The organism is Elongatibacter sediminis (assembly GCF_037892215.1).
GTDB lineage: Bacteria > Pseudomonadota > Gammaproteobacteria > Xanthomonadales > SZUA-36 > Elongatibacter > Elongatibacter sediminis.
In genome coordinates, this window is record NZ_JAZHOG010000010.1 from 55,113 (window position 1) to 78,598 (window position 23,486).

The 23,486-nt window shown below is 63.9% G+C and carries 25 protein-coding genes and 1 tRNA gene; 9 read left to right on the top strand and 17 right to left on the bottom strand.

What is annotated here, in order from left to right:
* Positions 1-22: 22 nt before the first annotated feature.
* Positions 23-541, top strand: coding sequence for a hypothetical protein (locus V3330_RS14620; RefSeq protein ID WP_354696183.1), 519 nt, complete (start codon positions 23-25; stop codon positions 539-541).
* 5 nt (positions 542-546) lie between these two features.
* Here the strand turns inward: V3330_RS14620 and V3330_RS14625 are convergent.
* Positions 547-622 (bottom strand) — tRNA-Thr (locus tag V3330_RS14625).
* 296 nt (positions 623-918) lie between these two features.
* On the opposite strand from V3330_RS14625, the gene V3330_RS14630 reads away from it, so the two are divergent.
* Genes V3330_RS14630 through V3330_RS14645 form a run of 4 tightly spaced genes read left to right on the top strand, consistent with a single transcriptional unit; the run spans position 919 to position 3,381 of the window.
* A complete protein-coding gene (locus tag V3330_RS14630) occupies positions 919-1,446 on the top strand; it encodes a prepilin-type N-terminal cleavage/methylation domain-containing protein (protein ID WP_354696184.1) in 528 nt (175 codons plus the stop codon).
* A gap of 8 nt (positions 1,447-1,454) precedes the next feature.
* Positions 1,455-2,267 (top strand): prepilin-type N-terminal cleavage/methylation domain-containing protein, encoded by an 813-nt coding sequence (locus V3330_RS14635; protein ID WP_354696185.1) that lies wholly within the window; start codon positions 1,455-1,457, stop codon positions 2,265-2,267.
* Positions 2,264-2,962, top strand: a complete 699-nt coding sequence (locus V3330_RS14640) for a pilus assembly PilX family protein (RefSeq protein WP_354696186.1) — start codon at positions 2,264-2,266, stop codon at positions 2,960-2,962. The genes V3330_RS14635 and V3330_RS14640 overlap by 4 nt, the downstream gene beginning before the upstream one ends.
* A gap of 32 nt (positions 2,963-2,994) precedes the next feature.
* Positions 2,995-3,381, top strand: a complete 387-nt coding sequence (locus V3330_RS14645) for a type IV pilin protein (protein ID WP_354696187.1) — start codon at positions 2,995-2,997, stop codon at positions 3,379-3,381.
* Between the two features lie 64 nt (positions 3,382-3,445).
* On the opposite strand, the gene ispH is transcribed toward V3330_RS14645, so the two are convergent.
* From ispH to murJ, 5 genes are all read right to left on the bottom strand, one after another.
* Positions 3,446-4,405, bottom strand: a complete 960-nt coding sequence (gene ispH, locus V3330_RS14650; RefSeq protein WP_354696188.1) for a 4-hydroxy-3-methylbut-2-enyl diphosphate reductase — start codon at positions 4,403-4,405, stop codon at positions 3,446-3,448.
* Positions 4,402-4,938, bottom strand: coding sequence for a signal peptidase II (lspA, locus tag V3330_RS14655; protein WP_354696189.1), 537 nt, complete (start codon positions 4,936-4,938; stop codon positions 4,402-4,404). The genes ispH and lspA overlap by 4 nt, the downstream gene beginning before the upstream one ends.
* A gap of 4 nt (positions 4,939-4,942) precedes the next feature.
* Positions 4,943-7,780: an isoleucine--tRNA ligase gene (gene ileS, locus V3330_RS14660; RefSeq protein WP_435791833.1), complete on the bottom strand. Its 2,838-nt coding sequence runs from the start codon at positions 7,778-7,780 to the stop codon at positions 4,943-4,945.
* Positions 7,781-8,743 carry a bifunctional riboflavin kinase/FAD synthetase gene (locus V3330_RS14665; RefSeq protein WP_354696190.1) on the bottom strand — a complete coding sequence of 321 codons (963 nt, stop codon included), beginning with the start codon at positions 8,741-8,743 and terminating at the stop codon, positions 7,781-7,783.
* Between the two features lie 91 nt (positions 8,744-8,834).
* Positions 8,835-10,394 carry a murein biosynthesis integral membrane protein MurJ gene (gene murJ / locus V3330_RS14670; protein ID WP_354696191.1) on the bottom strand — a complete coding sequence of 520 codons (1,560 nt, stop codon included), beginning with the start codon at positions 10,392-10,394 and terminating at the stop codon, positions 8,835-8,837.
* A gap of 114 nt (positions 10,395-10,508) precedes the next feature.
* Between murJ and rpsT the strand changes: the two genes are divergently transcribed.
* A complete protein-coding gene (gene rpsT / locus V3330_RS14675; RefSeq protein ID WP_354696192.1) occupies positions 10,509-10,772 on the top strand; it encodes a 30S ribosomal protein S20 in 264 nt (87 codons plus the stop codon).
* 91 nt (positions 10,773-10,863) lie between these two features.
* On the opposite strand, the gene cgtA is transcribed toward rpsT, so the two are convergent.
* The 5 genes from cgtA to V3330_RS14700 form a co-directional block, all read right to left on the bottom strand.
* Complete coding sequence (gene cgtA, locus V3330_RS14680; RefSeq protein ID WP_354696193.1) at positions 10,864-11,973, bottom strand: Obg family GTPase CgtA; 1,110 nt, start codon at positions 11,971-11,973, stop codon at positions 10,864-10,866.
* Between the two features lie 354 nt (positions 11,974-12,327).
* On the bottom strand, positions 12,328-12,585 hold the full coding sequence (rpmA, locus tag V3330_RS14685) for a 50S ribosomal protein L27 (protein WP_354696194.1): 258 nt from the start codon (positions 12,583-12,585) through the stop codon (positions 12,328-12,330).
* Between the two features lie 26 nt (positions 12,586-12,611).
* The gene (gene rplU / locus V3330_RS14690) at positions 12,612-12,923 is read right to left on the bottom strand and encodes a 50S ribosomal protein L21 (protein ID WP_354696195.1); all 312 of its coding nucleotides are present in this window, start codon (positions 12,921-12,923) and stop codon (positions 12,612-12,614) included.
* Between the two features lie 114 nt (positions 12,924-13,037).
* Positions 13,038-13,709, bottom strand: coding sequence for a Fe2+-dependent dioxygenase (locus tag V3330_RS14695; protein ID WP_354696196.1), 672 nt, complete (start codon positions 13,707-13,709; stop codon positions 13,038-13,040).
* Between the two features lie 23 nt (positions 13,710-13,732).
* Positions 13,733-14,512 carry a 2OG-Fe(II) oxygenase gene (locus tag V3330_RS14700; protein ID WP_354696197.1) on the bottom strand — a complete coding sequence of 260 codons (780 nt, stop codon included), beginning with the start codon at positions 14,510-14,512 and terminating at the stop codon, positions 13,733-13,735.
* Positions 14,513-14,620: 108 nt separating this feature from the next.
* Here V3330_RS14700 and uvrA point away from each other — a divergent pair, with 108 nt between their 5' ends.
* On the top strand, positions 14,621-17,467 hold the full coding sequence (uvrA, locus tag V3330_RS14705) for an excinuclease ABC subunit UvrA (RefSeq protein WP_354696198.1): 2,847 nt from the start codon (positions 14,621-14,623) through the stop codon (positions 17,465-17,467).
* Between the two features lie 12 nt (positions 17,468-17,479).
* On the opposite strand, the gene V3330_RS14710 is transcribed toward uvrA, so the two are convergent.
* Positions 17,480-17,986, bottom strand: a complete 507-nt coding sequence (locus V3330_RS14710) for a copper chaperone PCu(A)C (RefSeq protein ID WP_354696199.1) — start codon at positions 17,984-17,986, stop codon at positions 17,480-17,482.
* Between V3330_RS14710 and V3330_RS14715 the strand changes: the two genes are divergently transcribed.
* Positions 17,985-19,481: a DUF4139 domain-containing protein gene (locus V3330_RS14715; protein WP_354696200.1), complete on the top strand. Its 1,497-nt coding sequence runs from the start codon at positions 17,985-17,987 to the stop codon at positions 19,479-19,481. The genes V3330_RS14710 and V3330_RS14715 overlap by 2 nt on opposite strands.
* 91 nt (positions 19,482-19,572) lie before the next feature.
* Here V3330_RS14715 and V3330_RS14720 read toward each other — a convergent pair whose 3' ends face one another.
* Positions 19,573-19,926, bottom strand: coding sequence for a hypothetical protein (locus V3330_RS14720; protein WP_354696201.1), 354 nt, complete (start codon positions 19,924-19,926; stop codon positions 19,573-19,575).
* Between the two features lie 87 nt (positions 19,927-20,013).
* Here V3330_RS14720 and V3330_RS14725 point away from each other — a divergent pair, with 87 nt between their 5' ends.
* A complete protein-coding gene (locus tag V3330_RS14725) occupies positions 20,014-20,766 on the top strand; it encodes an enoyl-CoA hydratase/isomerase family protein (protein WP_354696202.1) in 753 nt (250 codons plus the stop codon).
* 58 nt (positions 20,767-20,824) lie between these two features.
* Here V3330_RS14725 and V3330_RS14730 read toward each other — a convergent pair whose 3' ends face one another.
* From V3330_RS14730 to V3330_RS14745, 4 genes are read right to left on the bottom strand one after another with little or no spacing between them, the layout of a single operon-like run.
* Entirely contained in the window at positions 20,825-21,676 is an 852-nt protein-coding gene (locus tag V3330_RS14730; protein WP_354696203.1) for a sulfurtransferase, read from the bottom strand.
* Positions 21,666-22,292: a CoA pyrophosphatase gene (locus V3330_RS14735; RefSeq protein ID WP_354696204.1), complete on the bottom strand. Its 627-nt coding sequence runs from the start codon at positions 22,290-22,292 to the stop codon at positions 21,666-21,668. Before V3330_RS14735 ends, V3330_RS14730 begins: the two co-directional genes overlap by 11 nt.
* An 8-nt stretch (positions 22,293-22,300) precedes the next feature.
* Complete coding sequence (locus V3330_RS14740) at positions 22,301-22,498, bottom strand: DUF1289 domain-containing protein (protein WP_354696205.1); 198 nt, start codon at positions 22,496-22,498, stop codon at positions 22,301-22,303.
* Between the two features lie 34 nt (positions 22,499-22,532).
* On the bottom strand, positions 22,533-23,216 hold the full coding sequence (locus V3330_RS14745) for an FKBP-type peptidyl-prolyl cis-trans isomerase N-terminal domain-containing protein (RefSeq protein WP_354696206.1): 684 nt from the start codon (positions 23,214-23,216) through the stop codon (positions 22,533-22,535).
* Between the last annotated feature and the right edge of the window lie 270 nt (positions 23,217-23,486).

The window sequence follows — 23,486 nt, forward strand, 5'->3', positions numbered from 1 at the left end:
TAGCTTGTCATATAATATTTCGATGAAAGAGCTTGACGAATTCATAGAGGCAAATCCACATCTCAAGGATTTTTTTCCGTTCCTCGAACTCCTGAACAAAGAAAGTCATCGAGGTCAGGTTCTTATTTCGTCAAGCTATCTTGAAGAGCAGTTGGGTCAAATGCTTCAAGCGTTCTTCCTCAAGTCACCAAAAGCTAAGAAGTTGGTTGAGGGTGGTTACGCACCACTTCAATCATTCAGTGCAAGGATAACAACCTGCTTTCTTCTGGGTCTTATTTCTGAGGATGAGAGGCACGACCTTGATCTGATACGTGATGTGCGAAACGAATTTGCTCACAAGATACACACAACTTTTGAAACTCAATGTATTGCCAGTAGATGCGAACAACTTAAGCACCAGGCTTTTGCAGAAAAAGATGAAGTAAAAATGCCAGCTTTTGCTCAATTCTCAACCGCTGCAACCAGTCTAATTCTCCACCTCGTTAACAGACCCCACTATGTTGGCAAGAGGCGGTGTGAGTTCCAGAATTGGAAATACTAGAGAATTGGTGCCGGGTAGGTGACTCGAACACCTGACCCCATCATTACGAATGATGTGCTCTACCAGCTGAGCTAACCCGGCAATTTTGAGCCTAAAAAGAGCCTAAAATAATCTAACTGTTTGTTTTTAATAGCACTCCCAACTACTTACGAATGCGCCGCTCTACCAGCTGAGCTATGCCGGCACTTGGAAGGGGCGCAAGTATAGGCAAATCTCCCCGGATAAACAATAGATTGGCACGCGTTCGGCGGGTTGATTTCCTACAGCTTGCCGGGTCGATTTCCGCTGCCGCCCAGGCCTCGTGACCGCCACACTGAAAGCCGTGAGAGGGCTGGCTTTTGAAAGCCGGTCCGCCGGGCCAATGTGGAGGGGCAGCCATGAAACGCAGACGCAAGCGGAATACGAACCGGCGCTGCATCGAGCGGCACGGATCGGGGTTTTCGCTGGTCGAGGTAATGGTCGCCGCGGTGGTGTTCGCTTTGGGGCTGGCCGGTGTATCACTGATGCTGATGCAGTCGGTGCAGGGCTCGGTAGCGGCCCGCGACCGCTCGACGGCGGTGACTCACGCCGATGTGCTGGCCGAGCTGATTTTGATGAACCCGGGTTCGCTGGGGCATTTCATGGCGCCGGAGGCGCCAGCCACCGATTGCGTGGCCGGAGCGCCGTGCGGCGACGCGGACTGGGCCGCCGGGAATTTCGCCCGCTGGCAGTTCGACCTGCGCCAGAGTCTGGCGTCGGCCGAAGGGGTGGTCTGTCGCGATGACTCGCCTGAGGATGGCGACGCCGGAGCCCCCGCCTGCAGCGGCAGCGGACCGGCGGTGGTGAAGGTGTTCTGGACCGGTCCCGTCGAACCCGGCCTGCCGGGCACCGGGACGGGTCGCTTTGCGCGGACGATTGCCGAATGAACCTGGCCATGGGAATACTCTCCGAATACCGTACAGCCGGCGCGATGCTTGCGGGACACCAGCGCCAAATGGCCGGCACCTGTCAGATGGAGCGAGGCTTCAGCCTGGTCGAATTGATGGTTGCCGCGACCATCGGGGCGATGCTGCTTGCCGGCCTGGTGCAGGTGGCGGCTGGCGCGCGCAGCAGTTTCCGACAGCAGGAGGCCATCGGAGAATTGCAGGAACGCGCGCGTTTCACGGCTGCTCGTCTCAATGGCATCCTGCGCCAGGCCGGCTTTTCTGCGCAGCCCTGGTCGGCCAGCGAAAGTCCGGACGCGGTCGGTGCATGGGGCGAGGACGGTGTGCGTGCACACGGCGACCGGGTCCGCCTGCGCACCTGGTCTGATCGCAATTGTTTCGGTGAACTGAATCCCTTCAGTGGCCCTTCGGGGCTGCCCGCTTTCCATCTGAAGGAAACGGTTCTGGAACTGAACGCCTCAGGCAACGTGGCGCTGACCTGCCGTTACGGCCCGGATCCCGATCACCTGACCACGCAGATCAATCGGCAGGGCGTCATTCCGGGTGCCGAGTCGGTGCAGGCGCTGTTCGCCGAGGACAGCGATGGCGACGGTGCCGCCGATCGCTGGATGCGCGGTGGCGGCTGGACGGATCCGGCCCTCATCGTCGGGGTACAGCTTGCCGTGTTGCTGGCGAGCCGCGAGGTGGTGGCACCCATCGCAACCGTCAGCCACAACGTACTGGACCACGTGGTCACCACCCGGGACGGCCGCCTGAGGCGGGTGGTGACGGTGGCTCAGGCCTTTCGGGGGCGGGCGCCATGAACGGAGAGGCCGTGCGGCGTCCGTCCCGGATTCCCGGCATGCGCGGCATTGCGCTGCTGGCCGGCCTGGTACTGCTCGCGGCTTTGAGCCTGCTGGCCATGGTGGCGGCCACCGACATGCTGTCGCAGGAGCGCATGGCCGCCAATCTCGACGACAGCACATCGGCCCGGGCCAATGCCGATCAGGCCCTGGCCGGCGGACTGGCCGTATTGCTCGGCACGCCCGAAGATCGGCGCACCCCCGGCTGCGCGGCGTATTGCTTTCTCGCGCCCAGCGATACCTTGATCCGAACCGCTGGCGAGTGGACCGCCCTGCCCGAATTCGAGCCCGCTTCGTGGTGGCAGCGTGAAGGCAGGTTGCCCGGCACCGACCCGGTCAGCGCCGCCGAGCCGGATGTTCCCGAACTGCCCTGGGCGCAGGCGCCACGCTTCACCATTGAAGAAGTGGCCTTTCGTGGACCGGAAGAGCTGACCGTACCGGAGTCGGCGCCGCCGGTGGAGGGCGTCGGCTACTACCGTATCCTGGGTCGTGGTACCGGCCGCCAGGCCGGTCTCGTCGCCGTCACCGAAGCCATTGTCGCCCGGCCATGGGTCGCGGGTACCGCACAATCGGAGCCGACCGACTGGGCCGCCTTCTGCGCACCGTTCCAACCCTGGTACGACTGTGGCGGGATGGCCTGGCGGGCGCGCCGCTGATGCCAGGACCGGGCTGGAAAGGTGCGGCGGGAATGAGCCTCATTGAACTGGTTATCGCCACCGGGCTGTTGGCCGTGCTGCTGGGTCTGGCCGTTCCCGGCTACCAGCGTCAGGCCCTGCGGGCTCAGCGTGCAGCCATTATCGAACGCCTGATTGAAGCTGCACACTGCCAGGAACGGATTCGCTCCCGCACCTTTCACTTCGATACCACGCGGTGCCTGCCGGCGAACATCGGGCGGCAGTACAGGATTCGATTCGAGCCTGAAAACACGGTTGCCGCAACGGCCTTCAACGTGATTGCCGAACCGCGCGGCCGGCAGCGGGCGGATCCGTGCGGGAGTCTGAGTCTGCACTCGACCGGGAATCGATCCATCAGCGGGCCGGACGAACTGCGGCGACGTTGCTGGGCGGGACGCTGATTCAACCAGTGGCCTGCCCGGGGCGAAAGCCCGGCAACCGTGGGGTTGGAGGTCCGGGGTGGCGTCAGGCGGAGTTGCGTACCCGGATGCGCAGTTCGCGCGGCAGGGCGAAGCGCATGTTCTCTTCGATGCCGTCGAGTTCGCGCACACTGGTGCCGCCTTCCTGGCGCAGACGCTCGATGACTTCGGCGACCAGGCTTTCCGGTGCCGAGGCGCCGGCCGTGACCCCGACGGATTCGATTCCGTCCAGCCAGTCGCGGTGGATGTCGTCGGCCCCGTCGATCAGGTAGGCCGGAACGCCCTGCTTCTCGGCCAGCTCACGCAGGCGATTCGAATTGGAACTGTTGACCGACCCGACCACCAGCAGCAGTTGCACCCGCGCGGCCAATTCCTTGACGGCATCCTGACGGTTCTGGGTGGCGTAGCAGATGTCGTCATGCTTCGGGCCGACAATCGCGGGGTAACGACGCCGTAATGCGGCGATGACGCCCTGGGTGTCATCGACCGACAGAGTGGTCTGGGTGACGTAGGCGATGTCGTCGGGATAGCCGACTTCCAGCCCGGCGACGTCCTCGACTGTTTCCACCAGGTAAATCCGGTTGTCGCGCGGCGGCTGATTCAGCCACTGCCCCAGGGTGCCCTCTACTTCGGGGTGGCCGGCATGACCGATCAGGATCACGTCGCGTCCGGCCTTGCAGTGCCGCGCGACTTCCATGTGCACCTTGGTCACCAACGGGCAGGTGGCGTCGAAAACGGTGAGTTCACGCTCGCCGCCGTCGCGGCGCACGGCCTTGGAAACTCCGTGTGCACTGAAAATAACGGTCGCGCCGTCCGGCACTTCGGTCAATTCGTCGACAAAGACGGCACCTTCCCGGCTCAGGCGGTCGACCACGTTGCGGTTGTGCACCACTTCGTGGCGAACGTAGATCGGTGAGCCGAACAGGTCCAGCGCCCGTTCGACGATGTCGATTGCCCGGTCGACGCCGGCGCAGAATCCGCGCGGGTTGGCGAGCAGGATGTTCATGATTTCAATTTCCGGTGCCGCAGCGTTTGCAGCAATGCGTCCAGCAGCAAGAGTATCACGCCTCCGGTAATCGCCGAGTCGGCCACGTTGAACGCCGGCCAGTGCCAACCGGCGTAATGCACGTCGATGAAATCGACCACGTAGCCGTACTGGATCCGGTCGACCAGGTTGCCAATGGCGCCTCCGATCACCAGTGCCAGGGCCAACCCGGTGCGCCACTCGCGGCGCGGCAGACGCAGCACCCAGACAATCAGTGCCAGGCTGATCACCGAAGCGAGAACGGTAAAGAACCAGCGCTGCCAGCCACCGGCGTCGCTGAGAAAACTGAAAGCGGCGCCGTAGTTGTGTGCCAGGGTCAGGTTGAGCCAGTCGTACACGGCGCGCGGCCGGTACAGGGTAAGCACCTCGCTGGCCCACTCCTTGGTCACCATGTCGGCCCACACCACCGCCGCGGACACGAACAACCACACCCAGGAATATGGCGCGGGTGGCTCTCGCGACGGAGGGCTGGCCTGGTCGCCCGGTTCGTTCATCGGCTCACGCGGCCCGGCGCCGCTCGCCGGCGCCCGTCACATTTTCTACACAGCGCCCGCACAGCTCCGGGTGCTCGGCGTGGCTGCCGACGTCCGACCGGTAATGCCAGCAACGCACACACTTTTCGTGTTCGGTCGGGGTCACCCGGATGGCCAGCTCACCGTGCGGCAACTGCACCCGCTCGGCTTCCGCCGGCGCGGAATCCAGCGCGTGCGCGCGGGCATCCGAGGTAATCAGAACAAAACGCAACTCGTCACCGAGCCAGTCGATCTCGCCTTTCAGCTCGTCGCTCACCCACAGGTCGACTTCCACCGCCAGTGAGGAGCCGGCACGACCCGACCGACGAACCTCCTCGGTCACTTTGCTCACCGCTTCACGCACTTCCAGGATGCGTTCCCAGCGACCGCGTTCGGTGTCCGGATCGGCAAACGTGAACAGGCCGCGGTACCAGGTTTCGAACAATACGCTGTCCGACCGGTCGCCCGGCACGTGGGCATGGATTTCCTCCGCGGTGAAGCTCAACACGGGCGCGATCCAGCGTAACAGGGCCTCGAGGATGTGATACATGGCGGTCTGCGCGGAACGCCGTGGATGGCTGTCGCGCCCGGTGGTGTACAGCCGGTCCTTGATCACATCGAGGTAGAACGCGCCCATGTCGAAGGCGCAGAAATGATGCACCTTCTGGTAAACCTGCAGGAAATGGTAGTTGTCGTAGGCCCGCTCGACCTCGGCCTGCAGCAGGCTGGCCCGGTCGACCGCCCAGCGGTCGAGCGGCAGCAGTTCGTCCGCCGGCAGCGCATCACCGGGCTCGAATCCGTCGAGATTGCCGAGCAGGAAACGGGCCGTGTTGCGGATGCGGCGATAGGCATCGGACACGCGTTTGAGAATCTCGTCGGACACGGACATCTCGCCGCGGTAATCGGCGGCCGCCACCCACAGGCGCATCACGTCGGCGCCCAGGGTGTTCATGATCTTGATCGGCGACAGCACGTTACCCAGCGACTTGGACATCTTGCGGCCCTCGGCATCGACCACGAAGCCGTGGGTCAACACCTGGCGGTACGGCGCCTCGCCGTGCATCGCCACCGAGGTCAACAGGGAACTGTGGAACCAGCCGCGATGCTGGTCCGAGCCCTCCAGGTAGAGTTCGGCCGGCCGGCGCAGTTCCGCGCGCTCGTCCAGCACGCAACGGTGCGAGACGCCGGAATCGAACCACACGTCGAGGATGTCGGTGACCCGCTGCCACGCCTCGGGGTCCACGCCCAGGCGCTCGTAAATGTCGTCGCGGTACCAGCAGTCCACGCCTTCGCGCTCGACCAGGTCGGCCGCGCGTTGCATCAGGTCCGGTGTGTCGGGGTGCAGTTTTTCACCCGCGTGGTCGATAAACAGCGTGATCGGCACGCCCCAGGTACGCTGGCGCGAAATGCACCAGTCCGGCCGGTTCTGCACCATGCCGCGGATGCGCTCCTCACCCCATTCCGGCACCCAGCGCACGCCGCCGATGGCGGCCACGGCATTTTCGCGCAAGCCGGCCTGGTCCATGCTGATGAACCACTGCGGGGTCACGCGGAACGCGGTTGGCGATTTATGCCGCCAACAGTGGGGATAACTGTGTTCGAAGGCCTCGTTGTGCAGCAGCACGCCGTTTTCCGCCAGCACCGCGATAATGCTGTCGTTGGCTTTCCACACATTCTCGCCGCCGAAGCGCTCGGTGTCTTCGAGGTAGCGCCCGTTGCCGCCTACCGGGTTGGTAATCGGCAGGTCGTACTTGCGACCGACCGCGAAGTCCTCCTCACCATGACCGGGCGCCGTGTGCACGGCGCCTGTTCCTGCCTCGGTGGTGACGTGGTCGCCCAGAATCACCGGCACACTGCGGTCGTAAAACGGATGACGCAGTTGCAGGTGCTCCAGCGCGGCCCCGGCCACCGTCCCCAGCACCCGGGGCGATTCCAGCCCCAGTCGTTCAGCGACGGCATCCAGCAGGTCGGCGGCGATCACCAGCGCCAGCGGGTTGCCGTTCTGAGCGGCCGCGACCAGCACATAGTCCAGTTCGGCGTGCAAGGCCACGGCCTGGTTGGCGGGCAGGGTCCAGGGCGTGGTGGTCCAGATCGGGATGCCGACCGCTCCGCCCGGGTCCTCGACGCCGAAAGCGGCGAGGAGGGCGTCGCGGTCGACCGCCGGAAACAGCACGTCGATGGCCGGCGAGGTCTTGTCGCGGTATTCGATTTCGGCCTCGGCCAGCGCCGAGCCACAGTCGAAGCACCAGTGCACCGGTTTGGCACCCTGGGTCAGGTGACCCGCGTCGACGATGGCGGCAAGCGCCCGGATCATGTCGGCCTCGTAACGGCGCGCGCGAGTCTCGTACGGATGGTCCCAGTCGCCGACTACTCCCATGCGCCGGAACCCGGTCTTCTGCAATTCGATCTGCTTGCCGGCGTATTCCCGGCATTTGGCACGGAACTCGGCGGCATCGAGCTTTTTGCCGACCTTGCCGTGCTTTTTTTCAACCTGCAGTTCAATCGGCAGACCGTGGCAGTCCCAGCCCGGTACGTACGGCGAACGAAAACCGGCCATCAGGCGCGACTTGACCACGATGTCCTTGAGGATTTTGTTCACCGCGTGACCCATGTGGATGTCGCCGTTGGCGTAGGGCGGGCCGTCGTGCAGAATCCAGGTCGGCCGATCGGCGGTCACTTCCTGCAGGCGGGCGTAGAGACCCGCCTCCTCCCACGACGCGATCATCCCGGGTTCCCGGTTGGCGAGATTGGCCTTCATCGGGAACGCCGTTCGGGGCAGGTTGATGGTGTCCTTGTAGTCCATGCGTGTCGTTGTTCCGTTCATTCAATCGTTGTTCGAGTCGCTGCCGGGCTCTTGCCGCGCCAGAATAGCGCGCGCCGCCGCGTCGTCGGCGCGCATTTGATCGACCAGCGCGTCCAGGGTGTCGAATCGCGCTTCCTCCCGTAACTTTGCCACAAATTCCACTTCGAGACGGCGGCCGTACAGATCGCCGTCGAAGTCGAACAGGTGCACTTCCAGCAACGGTTCACGGCCGCCGACGGTCGGGCGGATGCCAATGCTGGAAACACCTCCGAGCCAGCGTCCCGGCGATGCGCCCTCATGGACCCGGGCCCGAACGGCGAAAATGCCGCTCAACGGACTCGGCCGCGCCCGGATTCTGAGGTTTGCCGTGGGATAGCCCAGGTCACGGCCCAGCCGTTCGCCGGCAATGACATGACCTTCCATGCGGAATGGCCGCCCGAGCATGTCTTCGGCGGCCGCAAAATCACCCGCGGCCAGCGCGGCCCGAATAGCCGTGCTGGATATCCGGCCGTCCGGTCCGCTGACCGGCGGCTCGACGGTGACCCCGAAGCCCAATTCGACGCCGAGGGCAGTCAGGCGTTCAACATCACCTTCGCGGCGGTGGCCAAAACGAAAATCCCCGCCCACCACGACTTCGCTTGCGCCCAGGGTGTCCGCCAGCACCCGGCGGGCGAAATCCACCGCGGAAAGGGTGGCGAATTGGTGGTCGAAACGCATGAGCCAGCACAGATCGACACCGGCGTCGCGCAACAAAGCCAGTTTCTGGTGCACGGTCGACAGACGGGCAGGCGGTTGCTCGGGCCGGAAAAACGCCTGCGGCAACGGTTCGAAAGTCACCGCGGCGACCTGCGCCTCAGCGCCGGCCAGGGCGCGGCAGCGGCGCAGCAGGGCCTGGTGCCCCCGATGGACGCCGTCCAGGTTGCCGATGGTAACCACACAAGGGCCGTGATGCCCCGCGCCGGTCGCGGCCGGCCTGTCCCGCATGACGCGCACGTTGCCCTCGATTTCCGTAGTGAAAGTCCGTTCAGGAACCGCCACACAGGGCGGCCATGGATGCTGGCTCAAAAGCAGCGGATTATACCGCACCTTTCTCCAGGTGACGGGGCCTCAGACCGGCGCCGAACAGCACCCCGAAATACACCAGGGCGCCGCCCGCGATCAGGATCGCCAGCCGGGTGACCCGCTGCGATGCCCCGGCGGCCGCCCAGCTTTCATCCACACCCGCCTGCCAGGCCAGCACGCCAGCCATGACCACGCACGCCACTATGGCGGCCCCGGCCACCCGCGACCAGCCCGGTTCGGGCTGGTAGGCCTGCTGGGCACGCAACCCGCGGTACAGCAATCCGGCATTGACGTAGGCGGCCAGCGAACTGGCCAGCGCCAGTCCGGTATGTGGCCCGGCGAAGCCAATCGCGACCAGGGTGCCCACGAACAGGAAATTGAGAACCATGTTGGTGACCATCGCGGTGATCGCGTACCGCACCGGGGTGGCCGTGTCCTGGCGCGCGTAATAGCCCGGCGCCAGTACTTTAACGGCAATGAAGGCCGGCAGCCCCAGCGCGTAAGCGGACAGGCTCAGAGCCGTCATCTCCACATCGCTCATTTCGAACGCCCGGTACTGGAACAGCGTGACCAGCACCGGGGTGGCCAGAACCACCAGCGCCACCGCGGCCGGCAATGTGATGACCACGGCGAGGCGCAAGGCCCAGTCGAGGGTGACCGAAAATGCCTGCGGGCTCTTCTGCGCGAACTTGCGTGACAGATTGGGCAGGATCACTGTCGACAACGCCACGCCGAAAACACCCAGCGGGAACTCCATCAGCCGATCGGAGTAATACAGCCAGGTCACACTGCCACTGACCAGGAAGGTGGCCAGAATGCTGTCGATCAGCAGATTCACCTGGGCGACGGAGGAGCCGATCAGGGTCGGCACCATCAATTTCAGCACGCGGCGAACGCCACTGTGGCGCCAGCCCCAACGCGGCCTCGGCAGCAGTCCCAGCCGCATCAGGGCCGGAATCTGCAGCAGCAATTGGGCGAAACCGGCCGCCAGCACCCCCCAGGCCAGCGCTTTCACCGGCACTTCCATGCGCCCCGACAGCAGAACGGCGGCCGCGATCAGCGATACGTTCAGCAACACCGGGGTCAGCGCCGGCACCAGAAAGCGATCGAAGGTGTTGAGAATGCCGCCGGACAGGGCCGTCAGCGAAATCAGAAGGATGTACGGAAACGTGACCCGCAGCATGTCGGCCGACAGGGCGAATTCCGGCCGGCCCTCGATCAGCCAGCCCGGCGCGAAGATTGCCAGAACCGCCGGCGCGGCGAAAATCCCGATGGCGGTGAGCACCAGCAAGATCGCCAGCAAGGTGCCGGCGACGTGGTCGACCAGGTCGCGCAGTGCGGCCTGGTCGCCGGTGGCCCGAACCTCGGACAGCACCGGTACGAAAGCGAGTGAAAACGAGCCCTCGGCGAACAGCCGGCGCATGAAGTTGGGGATTTTGAAGGCCAGGAAAAAGGCGTCGGTTGCGCCGCTGGCACCGAAGTATCGCGCGAATATGACGTCGCGAACAAAGCCGAGCAGGCGCGAGACGATGGTGGCCATGCCAACCGTCAGGGTGGACCTGAACAGTTTCAACGGACTTCGATCCCCTGCCCGGGAGCCGGCGGACCCGGCTCAAACGTTGACCCGACCGGCGAAAAATAAGAGAATAGCCGGCTCGATTTTCGAAACATTTGCTTGGAGAGTACCTTGGCCAACAGTTTATCAGCTCGCAAACGGGCACGTCAGGCGGAAGCGCACCGTCGCCACAACGCCAGTCAGCGTTCGCACGTGCGCACGACCATCAAGAACGTGCACAAAGCCATCGCCGCCGGCGACAAGTCCGCCGCCCAGACCGCGTACAAGGCTGCCGTTCCCGCGATCGACCGCTCGGTGTCCAAGGGCCTGATGGCCAAGAACAAGGCAGCGCGGCATAAATCGCGCCTGAATGCCCACATCAAGGCCATGTCCTGAGGGATCACCCCTCCGGGCCATGCCCGTGGCACCACAGTGTGCCGATGCAATATGCAAGAACCCCGCCGATGGCGGGGTTTTTTCGTGACGGCTAATCGTGTTCGTCGCCATGGGCGCCGGAATCCTCTTCGAGGTCAGCCCGCGCCTCCGCGGCTTCATCGACCGGCGGTGCCGCGGCCGCCGCTACCTCGTCCATCTCGATCAGCGCATCCGAAACCCGCTGCATCAATTCCCGCGTTCCCACTCCGGTCACCGATGACACCAGCGCCCAGGGCGCCTGCCAACCGAGTTCGTCGATTACTTCCCGGGCCCTGGCCTCCGCCTCGGCGGATTCCATCAAGTCGCCCTTGGTGAACACCAGCCAGCGGGGCTTGTCCAGCAAACCGGGATCGAAACGCTCCATCTCCGTTTCCAGCTGCCGTACCTGGTTCGCACAGTCGGTTTCCAACGCCACCGGCCCCAGATCCACCAGGTGCAATAGCAGCCGGGTGCGCTGCAGGTGTTTGAGAAACTGGATGCCCAGGCCCGTGCCCTGCGCCGCGCCCTCGATCAGGCCCGGAATGTCGGCAATCACGAAACTCCGCTCGGTGTCGATGCGCACCACGCCCAGGTTGGGGTAGAGGGTGGTAAACGGATAATCCGCCACCTTGGGCCGGGCCGCAGAGACCGCGCGAATCAGGGTCGACTTGCCGGCATTGGGAAAGCCCAGCAGACCCACGTCGGCCAGTACCTTGAGTTCCATGTGCAGTTCAAGCTTCTCGCCCGCGGTGCCGGGCACGGTCTTGCGCGGCGCGCGATTGGTCGAGCTCTTGAAGTGCACGTTACCCAGCCCCCCGCGGCCACCCTTCGCCACCAACAAACGCTCGCCGTGTTCGGTGACGTCACCCAACGCATCGCCGGTCTCCGCATCGGTCACCACGGTGCCCAGGGGTACCCGGATCACGATATCCTCGCCGCTCTTACCGGTCATCTGCCGGCCCGCACCAGACTGTCCGTTCTGCGCCTTGTACTGGCGCTGATGGCGGAAATCGACCAGGGTGTTGAGTCCGGAGTCGCCCTCGAGGAACACACTGCCGCCCCGCCCGCCGTCACCGCCGTCGGGACCGCCGAAGGGAATGTATTTTTCCCGCCGGAACGAGCCGGAACCATCGCCACCCTTGCCGGCGGTTACGGTGATGGTTGCCTCGTCAACGAACTTCATCTTGGGTTCTCTGTATGTGAGGGGGTTGTCGTGAAATAGTACTGCCTTCTTGCGCCTTTGGCGCAAACCGGCAGCACGATTTCACTCCTGTCCCAGCGGCTTTACTTCTTCCGGCGGGGCAGATTCTTTACGCGTGGTGCGGTGGCCAACTTTTGCACAAGGCGCAAACCGGCAGCACGATTTCACTCCTGTCCCAGCGGCTTTACTTCTTCCGGCGGGGCAGATTCTTTACGTGTGGTGCAGTGGCCGTCTTTTGCCCAAGGCGCAAACCGGCAGCATCCTTTGGCTCTTGGCCCGGGGTGAAACTAAAAAACCCCGCCGGGGCGGGGTTTTTTCAGTCGTTGGCGTTGGGTCTCAGGCGGACTTGACGCTGACGAACTGGCGTTTGGGTTTGCCCCGCTTTTCGAATTCCACTTTGCCGTCGGACAGCGCGAACAGGGTGTGGTCGCGGCCGACACCGACGTTGTCTCCGGCGTGGAACCGGGTGCCGCGCTGGCGGACCAGGATGTTGCCGGCGATAACGGCTTCACCGCCGTAGCGCTTCACACCCAGGTACTTGGGATTCGAATCGCGGCCATTGCGTGTACTGCCGCCCGCTTTCTTATGAGCCATGAGTCAATTCTCCTTGCCCGGCCGACTCAGGCGTCGATACCGGTGATTTCCAGCCGCGTGAAGTACTGCCGGTGACCGGCACGCTTCATGTGGTGCTTGCGGCGCTTGAATTTGATGATGCGGACCTTGTCGCCCCGGCCATGCTCGACCACTTTGGCCGTAACCTTGCCACCGTCGAGATAGGGCGAACCGATTTTGACGTCCTCACCTTCGCCGACCATCAGCACCTGGTCGAGTTCGACCGTCGCGCCCGTTTCGGCATCGATTTTTTCTACTTTGATTGTGTCACCGGCAGCGGCACGGTACTGCTTGCCACCAGTCTTGAATACAGCGTACATGGGAATCCAGCTCCGGTTTGAGAACGGCCCTACAAAAGGGCGAGAATGTTAGCGGTTTTGACCCCCGGGGTCAAGCCGCGCGGGCCGCTCCCAGCGGGGCTTTGGCATGCTCACTCAGGGCTGGCACCACAACCGCATCAGGTTGTTGTACACCTTGTTGGCCAGGCGTTCCTGCGGGGTGTCCGCCGCGACGTCCTGCACCCAGCGGGTGATTTGGGACACATCGCTGAACAGTTCGCGCCGGGTGACGTCCTGGATCCGGCTCTCGGCCACCGTCACGGCGGCCAGGCGCGAGCCGCGGGTTACCGGGTTCACCCGGTGCAGGGTTCCGGCCGGGTAGCACACAGCATGGCCCGGCGGCAGCTTGAAGGTCCGGGGTTCTCCGGACTGGCTGTTGACCACCAGTTCCCCGCCCTCGTATTCATCCGGCGCGCTGAAGAACACGGTCGTCGACACGTCGCCCCGGGCCGGCGGATCGCCCGCCAGCAAGGGGTGGTCCATGTGATCACCGTAGAACATGCCCTCATCGTAGCGGTTGATGGTCATGGGCCGGACGATGCGCGGCACCGCCAGAATCCGATACTGGGGATGGCCGGTGAGGCGTTCGTGCACCTGCCGCTGCACCTGCTGGATGCGCTCGTCCGACGGGTCGCCCTGCAGGTTGTTCTTGACGTTGCGCGAACCGGGGCCGGCCGTCTGGCGGCCATCGGAGAAGCGGGCCTCCGCGAGCAGCGTGCGGATTTCCCTGAGCTGTGCCGTATCGAGCAAATCGGGGATGATGAACATCGAAAGTGTATTCCCTGCGGTGGTCAGGTTCGAAGCCAGCCGGTAATCGCATAGCGGGCCCCGGTCGCGAAGGGCGCCACCAGCGACACGCAGTGGTCGGCGGGCACCCGGAACAGCGCCAGTGAGTTGTAGCGTGGCATCAGGGTGCGGGTGACCTCACCCTCCCCGTCCAGAAACTGCAACAGCCCGCCCCAGTCCGCCTGCCAGTCACGGGTGAGGTTGATCACGTAAGCGCACAGCCGGTCGTTTTCGTCGTTTTCGTCGTTGTGCCGGCGCAGGAAATGCCCCGCCACGTAACGGGTGGCCTGGGCGTCCGCGCGCCGGATTCGGGCGTAACCGGTTATCTGCCGCATGGCTTCGAGCCAGCCGCGGCTGTTGATCTGCTCGATGACACGGTGCAGAACCAGCTCCGGATGCCGTTTTTCCTTGTAGGCGGTTACCATCATGAAACTGTCGTAGCGAAACTGGAACGATTCCCGCGCGATGTCGATGATGTCTTCATCCAGCCGCGCGCGCTCCGCAGCGTCCAGTTCGGCCAGTTCCTCGGCCCACAGCTTGCGCGGTCCCTCGGCGTCGCGAAAGGCCAGCGACCAGGGCACCTGCCCGGCCAGGCAGTCGTGCAATGCATCCGCCACTGCGGGGCGCAGCGCGTCTTCGACCTGCAGCACGCCGTTTGCGGCGAATTCGACGGCCAGCGCAGACAAATCGAGATCCGGATTCACCAGTCCGCCACGCACCAGCGCATGGGCCGGCGATTCCGGCGCGGCGGCCGTTTTCGGGGCGTTTCGGACCTCTGCGGACATCATCGTCCAAGAATATCAGAATGGGGGAATATCGGTTTCCAAATGGCTTTTGCGGGCACCTCCGAACGAGGAGTATAGTTACCTGTTTGCTTCCGTATTTGGCGACCTATGGACAAGATTCTGATTCGGGGTGCGCGCACCCACAATCTCGACAATATCGACCTCGACCTGCCGCGCGATCAATTGATCGTGATCACCGGCATTTCCGGGTCGGGTAAATCTTCGCTGGCCTTCGACACCATCTACGCCGAGGGTCAGCGGCGCTATGTCGAGTCACTGTCGGCTTACGCGCGGCAGTTTCTGTCCATGATGGAAAAGCCGGACGTCGACCACATCGAGGGCCTGAGCCCGGCAATTTCCATCGAACAAAAATCGACGTCGCACAACCCCCGCTCCACGGTGGGCACGATCACCGAAATCTATGACTACCTGCGCCTGCTGTTCGCGCGGGTCGGCACGCCCTGCTGTCCGGAGCACGACATACCGCTCGAAGCCCAGACCATCAGCCAGATGGTGGATCACGCCCTGGCCCTGCCCGAGGACAGCAAGCTGATGCTGCTGGCGCCGGTGGTACGCAACCGCAAGGGCGAGCACCTGCAACTGTTCGACGAGCTGCGCGCCCAGGGTTTCGTGCGGGCGCGCGTGGACGGCGTGGTCTGCGACCTGGACGATGCGCCCGAACTGGAGCTCCGCAAGAAGCATTCCATCGAAGTGGTGATCGACCGTTTCCGGGTGCGCGAGGAGATGAAGCAGCGCCTGGCCGAATCCTTCGAAACCGCCGTGACCCTGTCCGACGGCCTGGCCCTGCTGGCCCCGATGGACGAAGACAGCGAACTCGAGGAAAAACTGTTCAGCGCGCGTTATTCGTGCCCGTTCTGCGATTACAGCCTGCAGGAACTCGAGCCGCGCATGTTCTCGTTCAACAACCCCAACGGCGCATGCCCGGAATGCGACGGTCTGGGCATCAGCCAGTTCTTCGATCCGGAACGGGTGGTCAGCAATACCCAGCTCAGCCTGGCCGGGGGCGCCGTGCGTGGCTGGGACCGGCGCAACGCATATTATTTTCAGATCATTCAGGCGCTGGCAAAACACTACGATTTCGATGTCGACACGCCATTTGCGAAACTGCCGAAGAAAATCCGCGATATCGTCCTGTTTGGCAGTGGCGACGAGGTTATCGAATTCCAGTATCTCGGCGAGAACGGCTCGCGCAAACGCCGCCACACCTTCGCCGGCATCATTCCCAACCTGGAGCGGCGTTACCGCGAGACGGATTCCCGCATCGTGCGCGAGGAACTGTCCAAGTACATCAGCCAGAAACCCTGCGGCCTGTGCGAAGGTCAGCGCCTGAACCGGGAAGCACGGCACGTTTTCGTGGCGGATACGAATCTGCCGAGCATCACGGCCTGGCCGATCTCCCGCTGCCTGGAATTCTTCGACGAACTCGACCTGGAAGGCCGGCGCGGCCGGATTGCGAATAAAATCGTCAAGGAAGTCCACGAGCGCCTGCAATTCCTGGTCAACGTGGGGCTCGACTATCTGACCCTGGATCGCAAGGCCGACTCGCTGTCCGGCGGCGAAGCGCAGCGCATCCGCCTGGCCAGCCAGATCGGAGCCGGCCTGGTCGGCGTGATGTACATCCTCGACGAACCCTCCATCGGCCTGCACCAGCGCGACAATGCGCGGCTGCTGGCGACCCTGACCCGGCTGCGTGATCTGGGCAATACCGTCATCGTGGTCGAACATGACGAGGAAGCCATTCGCGAGGCCGATTACGTGGTCGATATCGGTCCCGGCGCCGGCGTGCACGGCGGTCATATCGTGTTCAACGGCACGCCGGCGGAGTTGATGGCGGATCCCGATTCGCTGACCGGGCAGTTTCTTGTCGGAACCCGCAAAATCGACATTCCCGACAAACGCACCGCTGCCGATCCCGAGAAGGTGCTGAAGGTCGTCGGCGCCAGCGGCAACAACCTCAAGGCGGTCAACCTGGAGGTTCCCGCCGGCCTGTTCGTGTGCGTGACCGGCGTGTCGGGCTCGGGCAAGTCGACGCTGATCAACGACACCCTGCACCGCCTGGCCGCCCGTGAACTGTACGGCAGCACCGCGCAACCCGCCCCGTTCGAGTCGGTTGAAAACCTGGACCTGTTCGACAAGGTGGTGGATATCGACCAGTCGCCGATCGGCCGCACACCACGCTCGAACCCGGCGACCTACACCGGCCTGTTCACGCCGATCCGCGACCTGTTCGCCGGCACCCAGGAAGCCCGGGCGCGCGGCTACAAACCCGGCCGCTTCAGTTTCAACGTCAAGGGCGGCCGCTGCGAAGCCTGCCAGGGGGACGGATTGATCCGGGTGGAAATGCACTTCCTGCCGGATATCTACGTGCCCTGCGACGTCTGCCACGGCAAGCGGTACAACCGGGAAACCCTGACGGTTACCTACAAGGGCAAAAACATCCACGAAGTGCTGGAAATGACGGTCGAGGACGCGCTGGAATTCTTTTCCTCGGTGCCGGCCGTCGCCCGCAAATTGCAAACCATGGCGGACGTCGGCCTGTCTTACATCACCCTGGGCCAGAGCGCGACCACCCTGTCAGGCGGCGAGGCCCAGCGCATCAAGCTGTCCAAGGAGTTGAGCAAGCGCGACACGGGGCAAACCCTGTACATCCTCGACGAACCGACGACCGGCCTGCATTTTCAGGACATCCAGCAACTGCTCGGCGTACTGCACCGCCTGCGCGACCACGGCAACACCGTGGTGGTGATCGAGCACAATCTCGACGTGATCAAAACGGCGGACTGGGTTGTCGATCTGGGACCGGAAGGCGGCGACCGCGGCGGACAGATCATCGCCACCGGAACACCGGAGGACGTCGCCCGCGCCAAGCACTCCCTTACCGGCCAGTTCCTGGCCCGGATACTGGGCACGCCGGCACGGCTGAAATCAGCCTGACGCCACCACGGATCAGCGCCCCTCCACCGGCAGATCGAACTGGAAGCTGCGGCCGCTGTCCGATATCACCGTGAGAACCACGGAATCGCCGGCTTGCAGCGGCCGGGTGGATTTCATCAGCATCAGGTGCAAACCACCCGGTTCCAGGCGCAGCGATTCTCCCGGATCGATGGCCGGTTGCGGTACTGCTTCCATGCGGCTGACCCCGTCGCGACGCACGGTTCGGTGCAGACTGACGTCGGCGTGGGCATCGCTGAGCCACTCGCTGATCACCAGCGGTTCGCGGCCGGTCCAGGTCAACTCACCGTAGGCCGCGGTCATGCCGGCGCCCGGTGGCATGGCACGCACCCAGGCATCGGACAGTTCCAGCGTGGGGGCCGATTGCGGTGCGCAACCGGCCAACGCCGCAAGCAGGGCACAAACGCACAGCAGACCGGCACGCGATTCACCAACACGCAATTGACCGACACCCGATTGACCGACACGATGACGGACGGGACTGAAGAGGAAACCGAACATGAATAAACTCCTGATCGCGATATTGTTTCTCAATGGCGGCGTTGCCGTGGCGCTCGAAGCGGCACCCGAAAGCGATGACTCCATCACGATCTACTCGCGTATGCAACCCGGCGCGGTCGCGCCCGAATGGTACCGCCCCAGCGGCGGGCGCAACCAGGGCGGCAACGTTCCCGGCTACGCCATCATCCGGCACGACCGCCCTTACCGGATCGACCGGGGCACCAGTACGTTACGCGTGACCGACGTGGCCGCGCTGATCGACCCGACCACCGTGACCTTCACTTCCCTGGACCGCCCGCAGACGCGAGTTCTGGAACAGAGTTTCCAGTTCGACCTGGTCAGCCAGGCGAAACTGCTGGAGCGGTATCTCGGTCAGCCCATCACGGTGGAGCAGGTGCGGGGTGATACCGTGGACCGGCTCACCGGGCGCCTGCTGGGGATTGGCGACGGACTGACCCTGCAACTGGACGACGGCAGCGTGGCGGCCGTGCGCGAGTATGCCAACGTGGCGTTTTCGGAGTTGCCGGGCGGGTTGATCACGCGACCGACCCTGGAGTGGCTGCTCGACAGTCCGGCCGCAGGGGAACAAGAGGTCCGCATCGCCTACGAAACCCAGGGCATGACCTGGTGGGCGGATTACAACATCATCCTCGACGAGGCGAACGGGTGCTCCATGGACCTGTCGGCCTGGGTCAGCATCATCAACCAGTCCGGTGCCTCGTATCCCGCCTCGCGGCTGAAGCTGATTGCCGGCGACGTGCACCGCGCCGAGCCGCCGCGGCAACAACGCGAGGTGATGTACCGGGTGGCCATGGCCGAGGATTCAGCGGGATTCGCGGAGAAATCCTTTTTCGAGTACCACCTCTACACGCTGGGCCGACGCACCGACCTGCCGGACAATTCGACCAAGCAGATCGAACTGATGCCGACCGCCGCGGGGGTGGACTGCGAGAAGGAACTGGTGTTCGCGCCCACCCTGCAGATTCCGTACCGGGGCCATCAGCAACTCGACCAGCAGTACGGCCGCCAGGGCCAGGGCGAGGTGAACGTGTTTCTGCGCTTCGCCAATGAGGCCGGAAACGGACTGGGCCGCCCCTTGCCGGCCGGACGCATGCGCGTCAATCAACTCGATACCGACGACGGCAGCCTCGAATTCATCGGCGAGGACGTGATCGATCACACACCGCGCAACGAGGACGTGTTGATCCGCATGGGCAATGCATTCGACGTGGTGGGCGAGCGGACGCAAACGGATTTTCGGGTTGATACCCGCACCCGCAACCTGTGGGAGACGTTCGAAATCAAACTGCGCAACCACAAGGACGAGGCCACGAATGTGGTCGTGCTCGAAAACCTCTACCGGGCAGCCAACTGGACCATCGAGGACGCGACGGCGGAATTCAGCAAGGAAAACAGTAACCGCATCCGGTTCGATGTGCGGATTCCGTCTGAAGGCGAAGCCGTGATTCGCTACACGGCGCACTACACCTGGTAGACGGGCGGGTTGCGGCAGGCAAAAAAAACCGGCGGAGCGGTAAGTCCGCCCCGCCGGTCCCAGGCCGTCACCTGGAGCACATCAGCGAATGTTAGTGATGACGACCGTGGTGACTTGCATGGTGCTTGCGGTGTTTCTTGTGGGCCTTGTAATGGCCATGAGCGTAACCCTGTCGATACGCATGCCGGACCGTATGCCGGAATCCGCGGGCATGCCAGTGTCCGCAATCGCGATAGTAAAGCCGTTCGCGGTAACGTGGCGCGGGTGCGTAGATCGGTCCGCCGAAATTCACGGTGCCGGCATAAGCCACGCCAGCGTGTGGCCCGGACCAGATGGTGACGCTGCCGGAAAGGCCGTCGTCGTGGCGGCTGCCATGAGCCATCGCGCTTGCGGAAAAGGCCAGTGCCGCCAGGCCGGTTGCGAGAATGATCATGCGGGTTTTCATGGGTGTAACCTCCTTTTGCGCTCCATGGGTGCAAAGTCTAGACTGGCGTGTCTGAACTTAGGCTGAACGCTTTGCGGAGTCCCCCAGATGTTGCAAATCACCGATCACGGCCGGGTCCGAGAGATCCGGCTGGACCGCCCCCCGGTCAATGCCATGAATCCCGAACTGGTCACGCTGCTGACCGACAAACTGGCCAAGGCGGGGGACCAGGCCGATGCCGTGGTTATTTCGGGCCGGCCGGGGCTGTTCTCCGCCGGGTTGGACATCACCGCCCTGTTACACGAGAACCGCGAAGGCATTACCCGCTTCTGGGGCTCGTTCCTGCACCTGCTGCGCACGATCGCAGAGATGCCGGTCCCGACGGTGTTTGCGCTGACCGGCCACGCTCCCGCCGGGGGCATCGTTATTTCGCTGTTCGGTGATTACCGGATCATGGCCAGCGGCGACTTCAAAACCGGCCTGAACGAGGTGCAGGTGGGCCTGGTGGTGTCCTCGGTCATCAAGAACGCGCTGGTCCGCCTGGTCGGGCCGCACCCGGCCGAGAACATCCTGGTGCCGGGTCGCCTGCTCAGCCCGGACCAGGCGCTGGACATCGGACTGATTGATGAAATCGAATCCGACCCGGAAGCCACGGTGGACCGGGCCATTGCGTGGTGCGAAAACCTGCTGGCGCTACCGCGCCAGCCCATGCTGTTGACGCGCGCGATGTTCCGCCGGGACCTGATCGGATTTTTCGACGAATCCAACGAATTCAGTGTGGAAACCTTTACCGACATCTGGTTTTCGGAGACCACGCAGAACACACTCCACGCCATGCTGGAGCGCCTCAAGAAGAAATAGGCGGTGCGTCCCCGGACCGGGGACGCGGGGTTCATCCCGAGCGGCCCGCCACGAGCAATCAGTCCCGGCCGGTCTCCACCGGCCGTGCGGGGTCCCGCGTCCACTCGCTCCATGAGCCCGGGTAGACCCGGGCCCCCTCGATGCCCGCCAGTTCCATCGCGAACTGGTTGTGGCAGGCGGTCACGCCGGAGCCGCAGTAATTGACCACGGCGCGGGGATCCGCGTCGCCGAGTAGCTCACGAAATTCCTCACCGAGGCGATCCGCGGCCTTGAAGCGGCCGTCGGCTTCCAGGTTCAGGCCCAGCGGGCGGTTGATTGCGCCGGGAATGTGTCCTCCCCGGGAATCCAGCGGCTCCACCTCGCCGGTGTACCGCTCCGGCGCGCGAGCATCCAGCAGGGTCAGCTCACGCCGTGGCACCGCGTCCAGAACCTGAGCCGCCGAGACCGTCATGGCCCCAGCCGGACTCAGCTCGGGCGGATCGGTGGGCGCATAGTCGGGCTCACCCGGCTGCAGGGGGAATCCCGCGCGCTGCCAGGCCTCCAGCCCGCCGTCGAGCAGGGCCGCCGGCAAACCGAAATAACGCATCAGCCACCACAAACGCGAGGCCATCGCGTTGTTGCGTTCGTCATAAGCGACCAGCCGGGTTTCGGGGTGCCATCCGATACGCCCCAGAAAGGCGGAGAAGCGGCCGGTGTCCGGCAACGGATGGCGGCCGGAAGCGGGCGTGACCGGCGAGGACAGGTCATCGTCCAGATGGGCGTAACGGGCTCCGGGCACATGACCTTCGAGGTAGACCGCGCGCCCCCGATTCGGGTCGGAAAGATCGAAACGGCAGTCGACGGCAAGCAGGCGGCCCTGCCCCAGACCACGCTCCAGCGTGGCGGCATCGACCAGCAGATCAGCGAACATTGGCACTCTCCAGGCGGTGGGCAAGGTTAAGCAGCATGGCGGCGGTCGCACCCCAGATGGTGTACTCGCCCCACTGCAGGGAATGAATCGTGAATCGCTCCTGGTCCCGGGTCACGATGCGCGATTCGTAGCGATTGCGGTCCAGGGCCACCGACACGGGCACGCTGAAGACTTCCGCAACCTCGCTTTGGTCGGGCCGCCACACCGCCGGCCTGCGCACGAGGGCGACGACCGGCAATACCCGGTAATCGGAAATCGTATCCATGCGGTCGAGAAAACCAATGGGGGTGACCCGCTCGGCCGGCAGGCCAATCTCCTCCCAGGCTTCGCGCAGGGCCGTGTCGACCGCCGTGCGGTCGTCTTCTTCGGCGGCCCCGCCAGGGAAACTGATCTGTCCGGCGTGGGTGGGGAGATGATCGGCGCGGCGGGTGAGGACGACTTCGGGCTCGTCGAGGTCCAGCAGGGGAACGAGCACGGCAGCGGTCCGATTGGGCCGCCAGCCGGTGGTGCCGCTCGGCCGGTAACCCGCCACTTTCAGGCTGCGCACCCCCGAGGCCAGCGGCGTGACCGCGGCCCTCAGGCGATCATGCCACTGAGGATCCCGGACCGGCGCCATCCCGGCCGTCACATCGAAAACAGGGCTTCGAGCCGGCCGGGCAGCTCCGCGGTGATGCGTTTGCGTTCCGCCTCGCTGTAGCCGAGCCAGTCGCCGATCTCCCGGGATGTTCTCATGCAACCGATGCACAGGTCGTTGGGCCCCAGGGTACAGACCCCGATACACGGGGACTGCACGGGATCCGAGATGCGTGCGGCATCGGCCATCGTGGAGTGAGGTTCGGGCAGTAGCGGAAAACCGTTACTGCTCGACGATTTCCACCAGCTTGAGATCGAAGGTCAGTGCCTCGTTGGGGCCGACCGGCGGATTGCCACGGGCACCAAACGCCATTTCCGGCGGTACGAATACCTGCCAGGTGGCACCGGTCTTCATCAGCGGCAGAACTTCCTGCCAGCCGCGCAATACGGCATTGACCTTGAATTCCTCAGGCACGCCGCGCGCAAACGAACTGTCAAACTCGTGTCCGTTCATCTTGGAGCCGCGGTAGTGAACCTTGACGGTGCTTTCCATACCAGGGCGGGAGCCCTCACCTTCTTCGATCACCCGGTACTGAACACCGCTGGGCAACGCCACGATGCCGTTCTTCTGCGCATTCTTGGCCAGAAAATCGGCGCTCTTGGCGGCATTTTCCTCGGCCAGCTTACGGAATGCCTCGGCCTGCTCCTGGCGGACCTTCTGCTGCAGTTCGGTCAGCAGGGCGACCATTTCTTCGCTACCGACCTGCGGGTCGCGTCCGGCGACGGAATCGCGAATGGCGGCAATAATCGATTCGACGTCGAATTCCGCGCCGCGCCGCTTGATGTCTTCGCCGATGTCCCAGCCCACGGAGTAGCTGAGTTTGCCCTTGGGCGATGTAACGTCCTGCGCCATGGCCGAGGTGGCCATGAATGGCGTCAGAACGAAGAGCGCGAATAACAATCGCATCGAGAATTCCTCCTGGTGTTTGTGGTTTCCGGCCAGCCGCCGGCGTGCCAAAAGTCGGTCATTTTACAGGACCCCTCAACGCCACGCCATGAAACCCTCAAGCTGGTCAAAATGCGACCGGTACGAACGGCTAACGGTGCGCTCCATGTGACCGCGCGGCGAGCGGCAAGTTTCCACCACCATTTGGCGGATCTGGCCAACGCACTGGAGGTCACACAGGAAGAATCCCAATAATAATATTTTTTCAATTTAAATATCAATGGCTTGAAA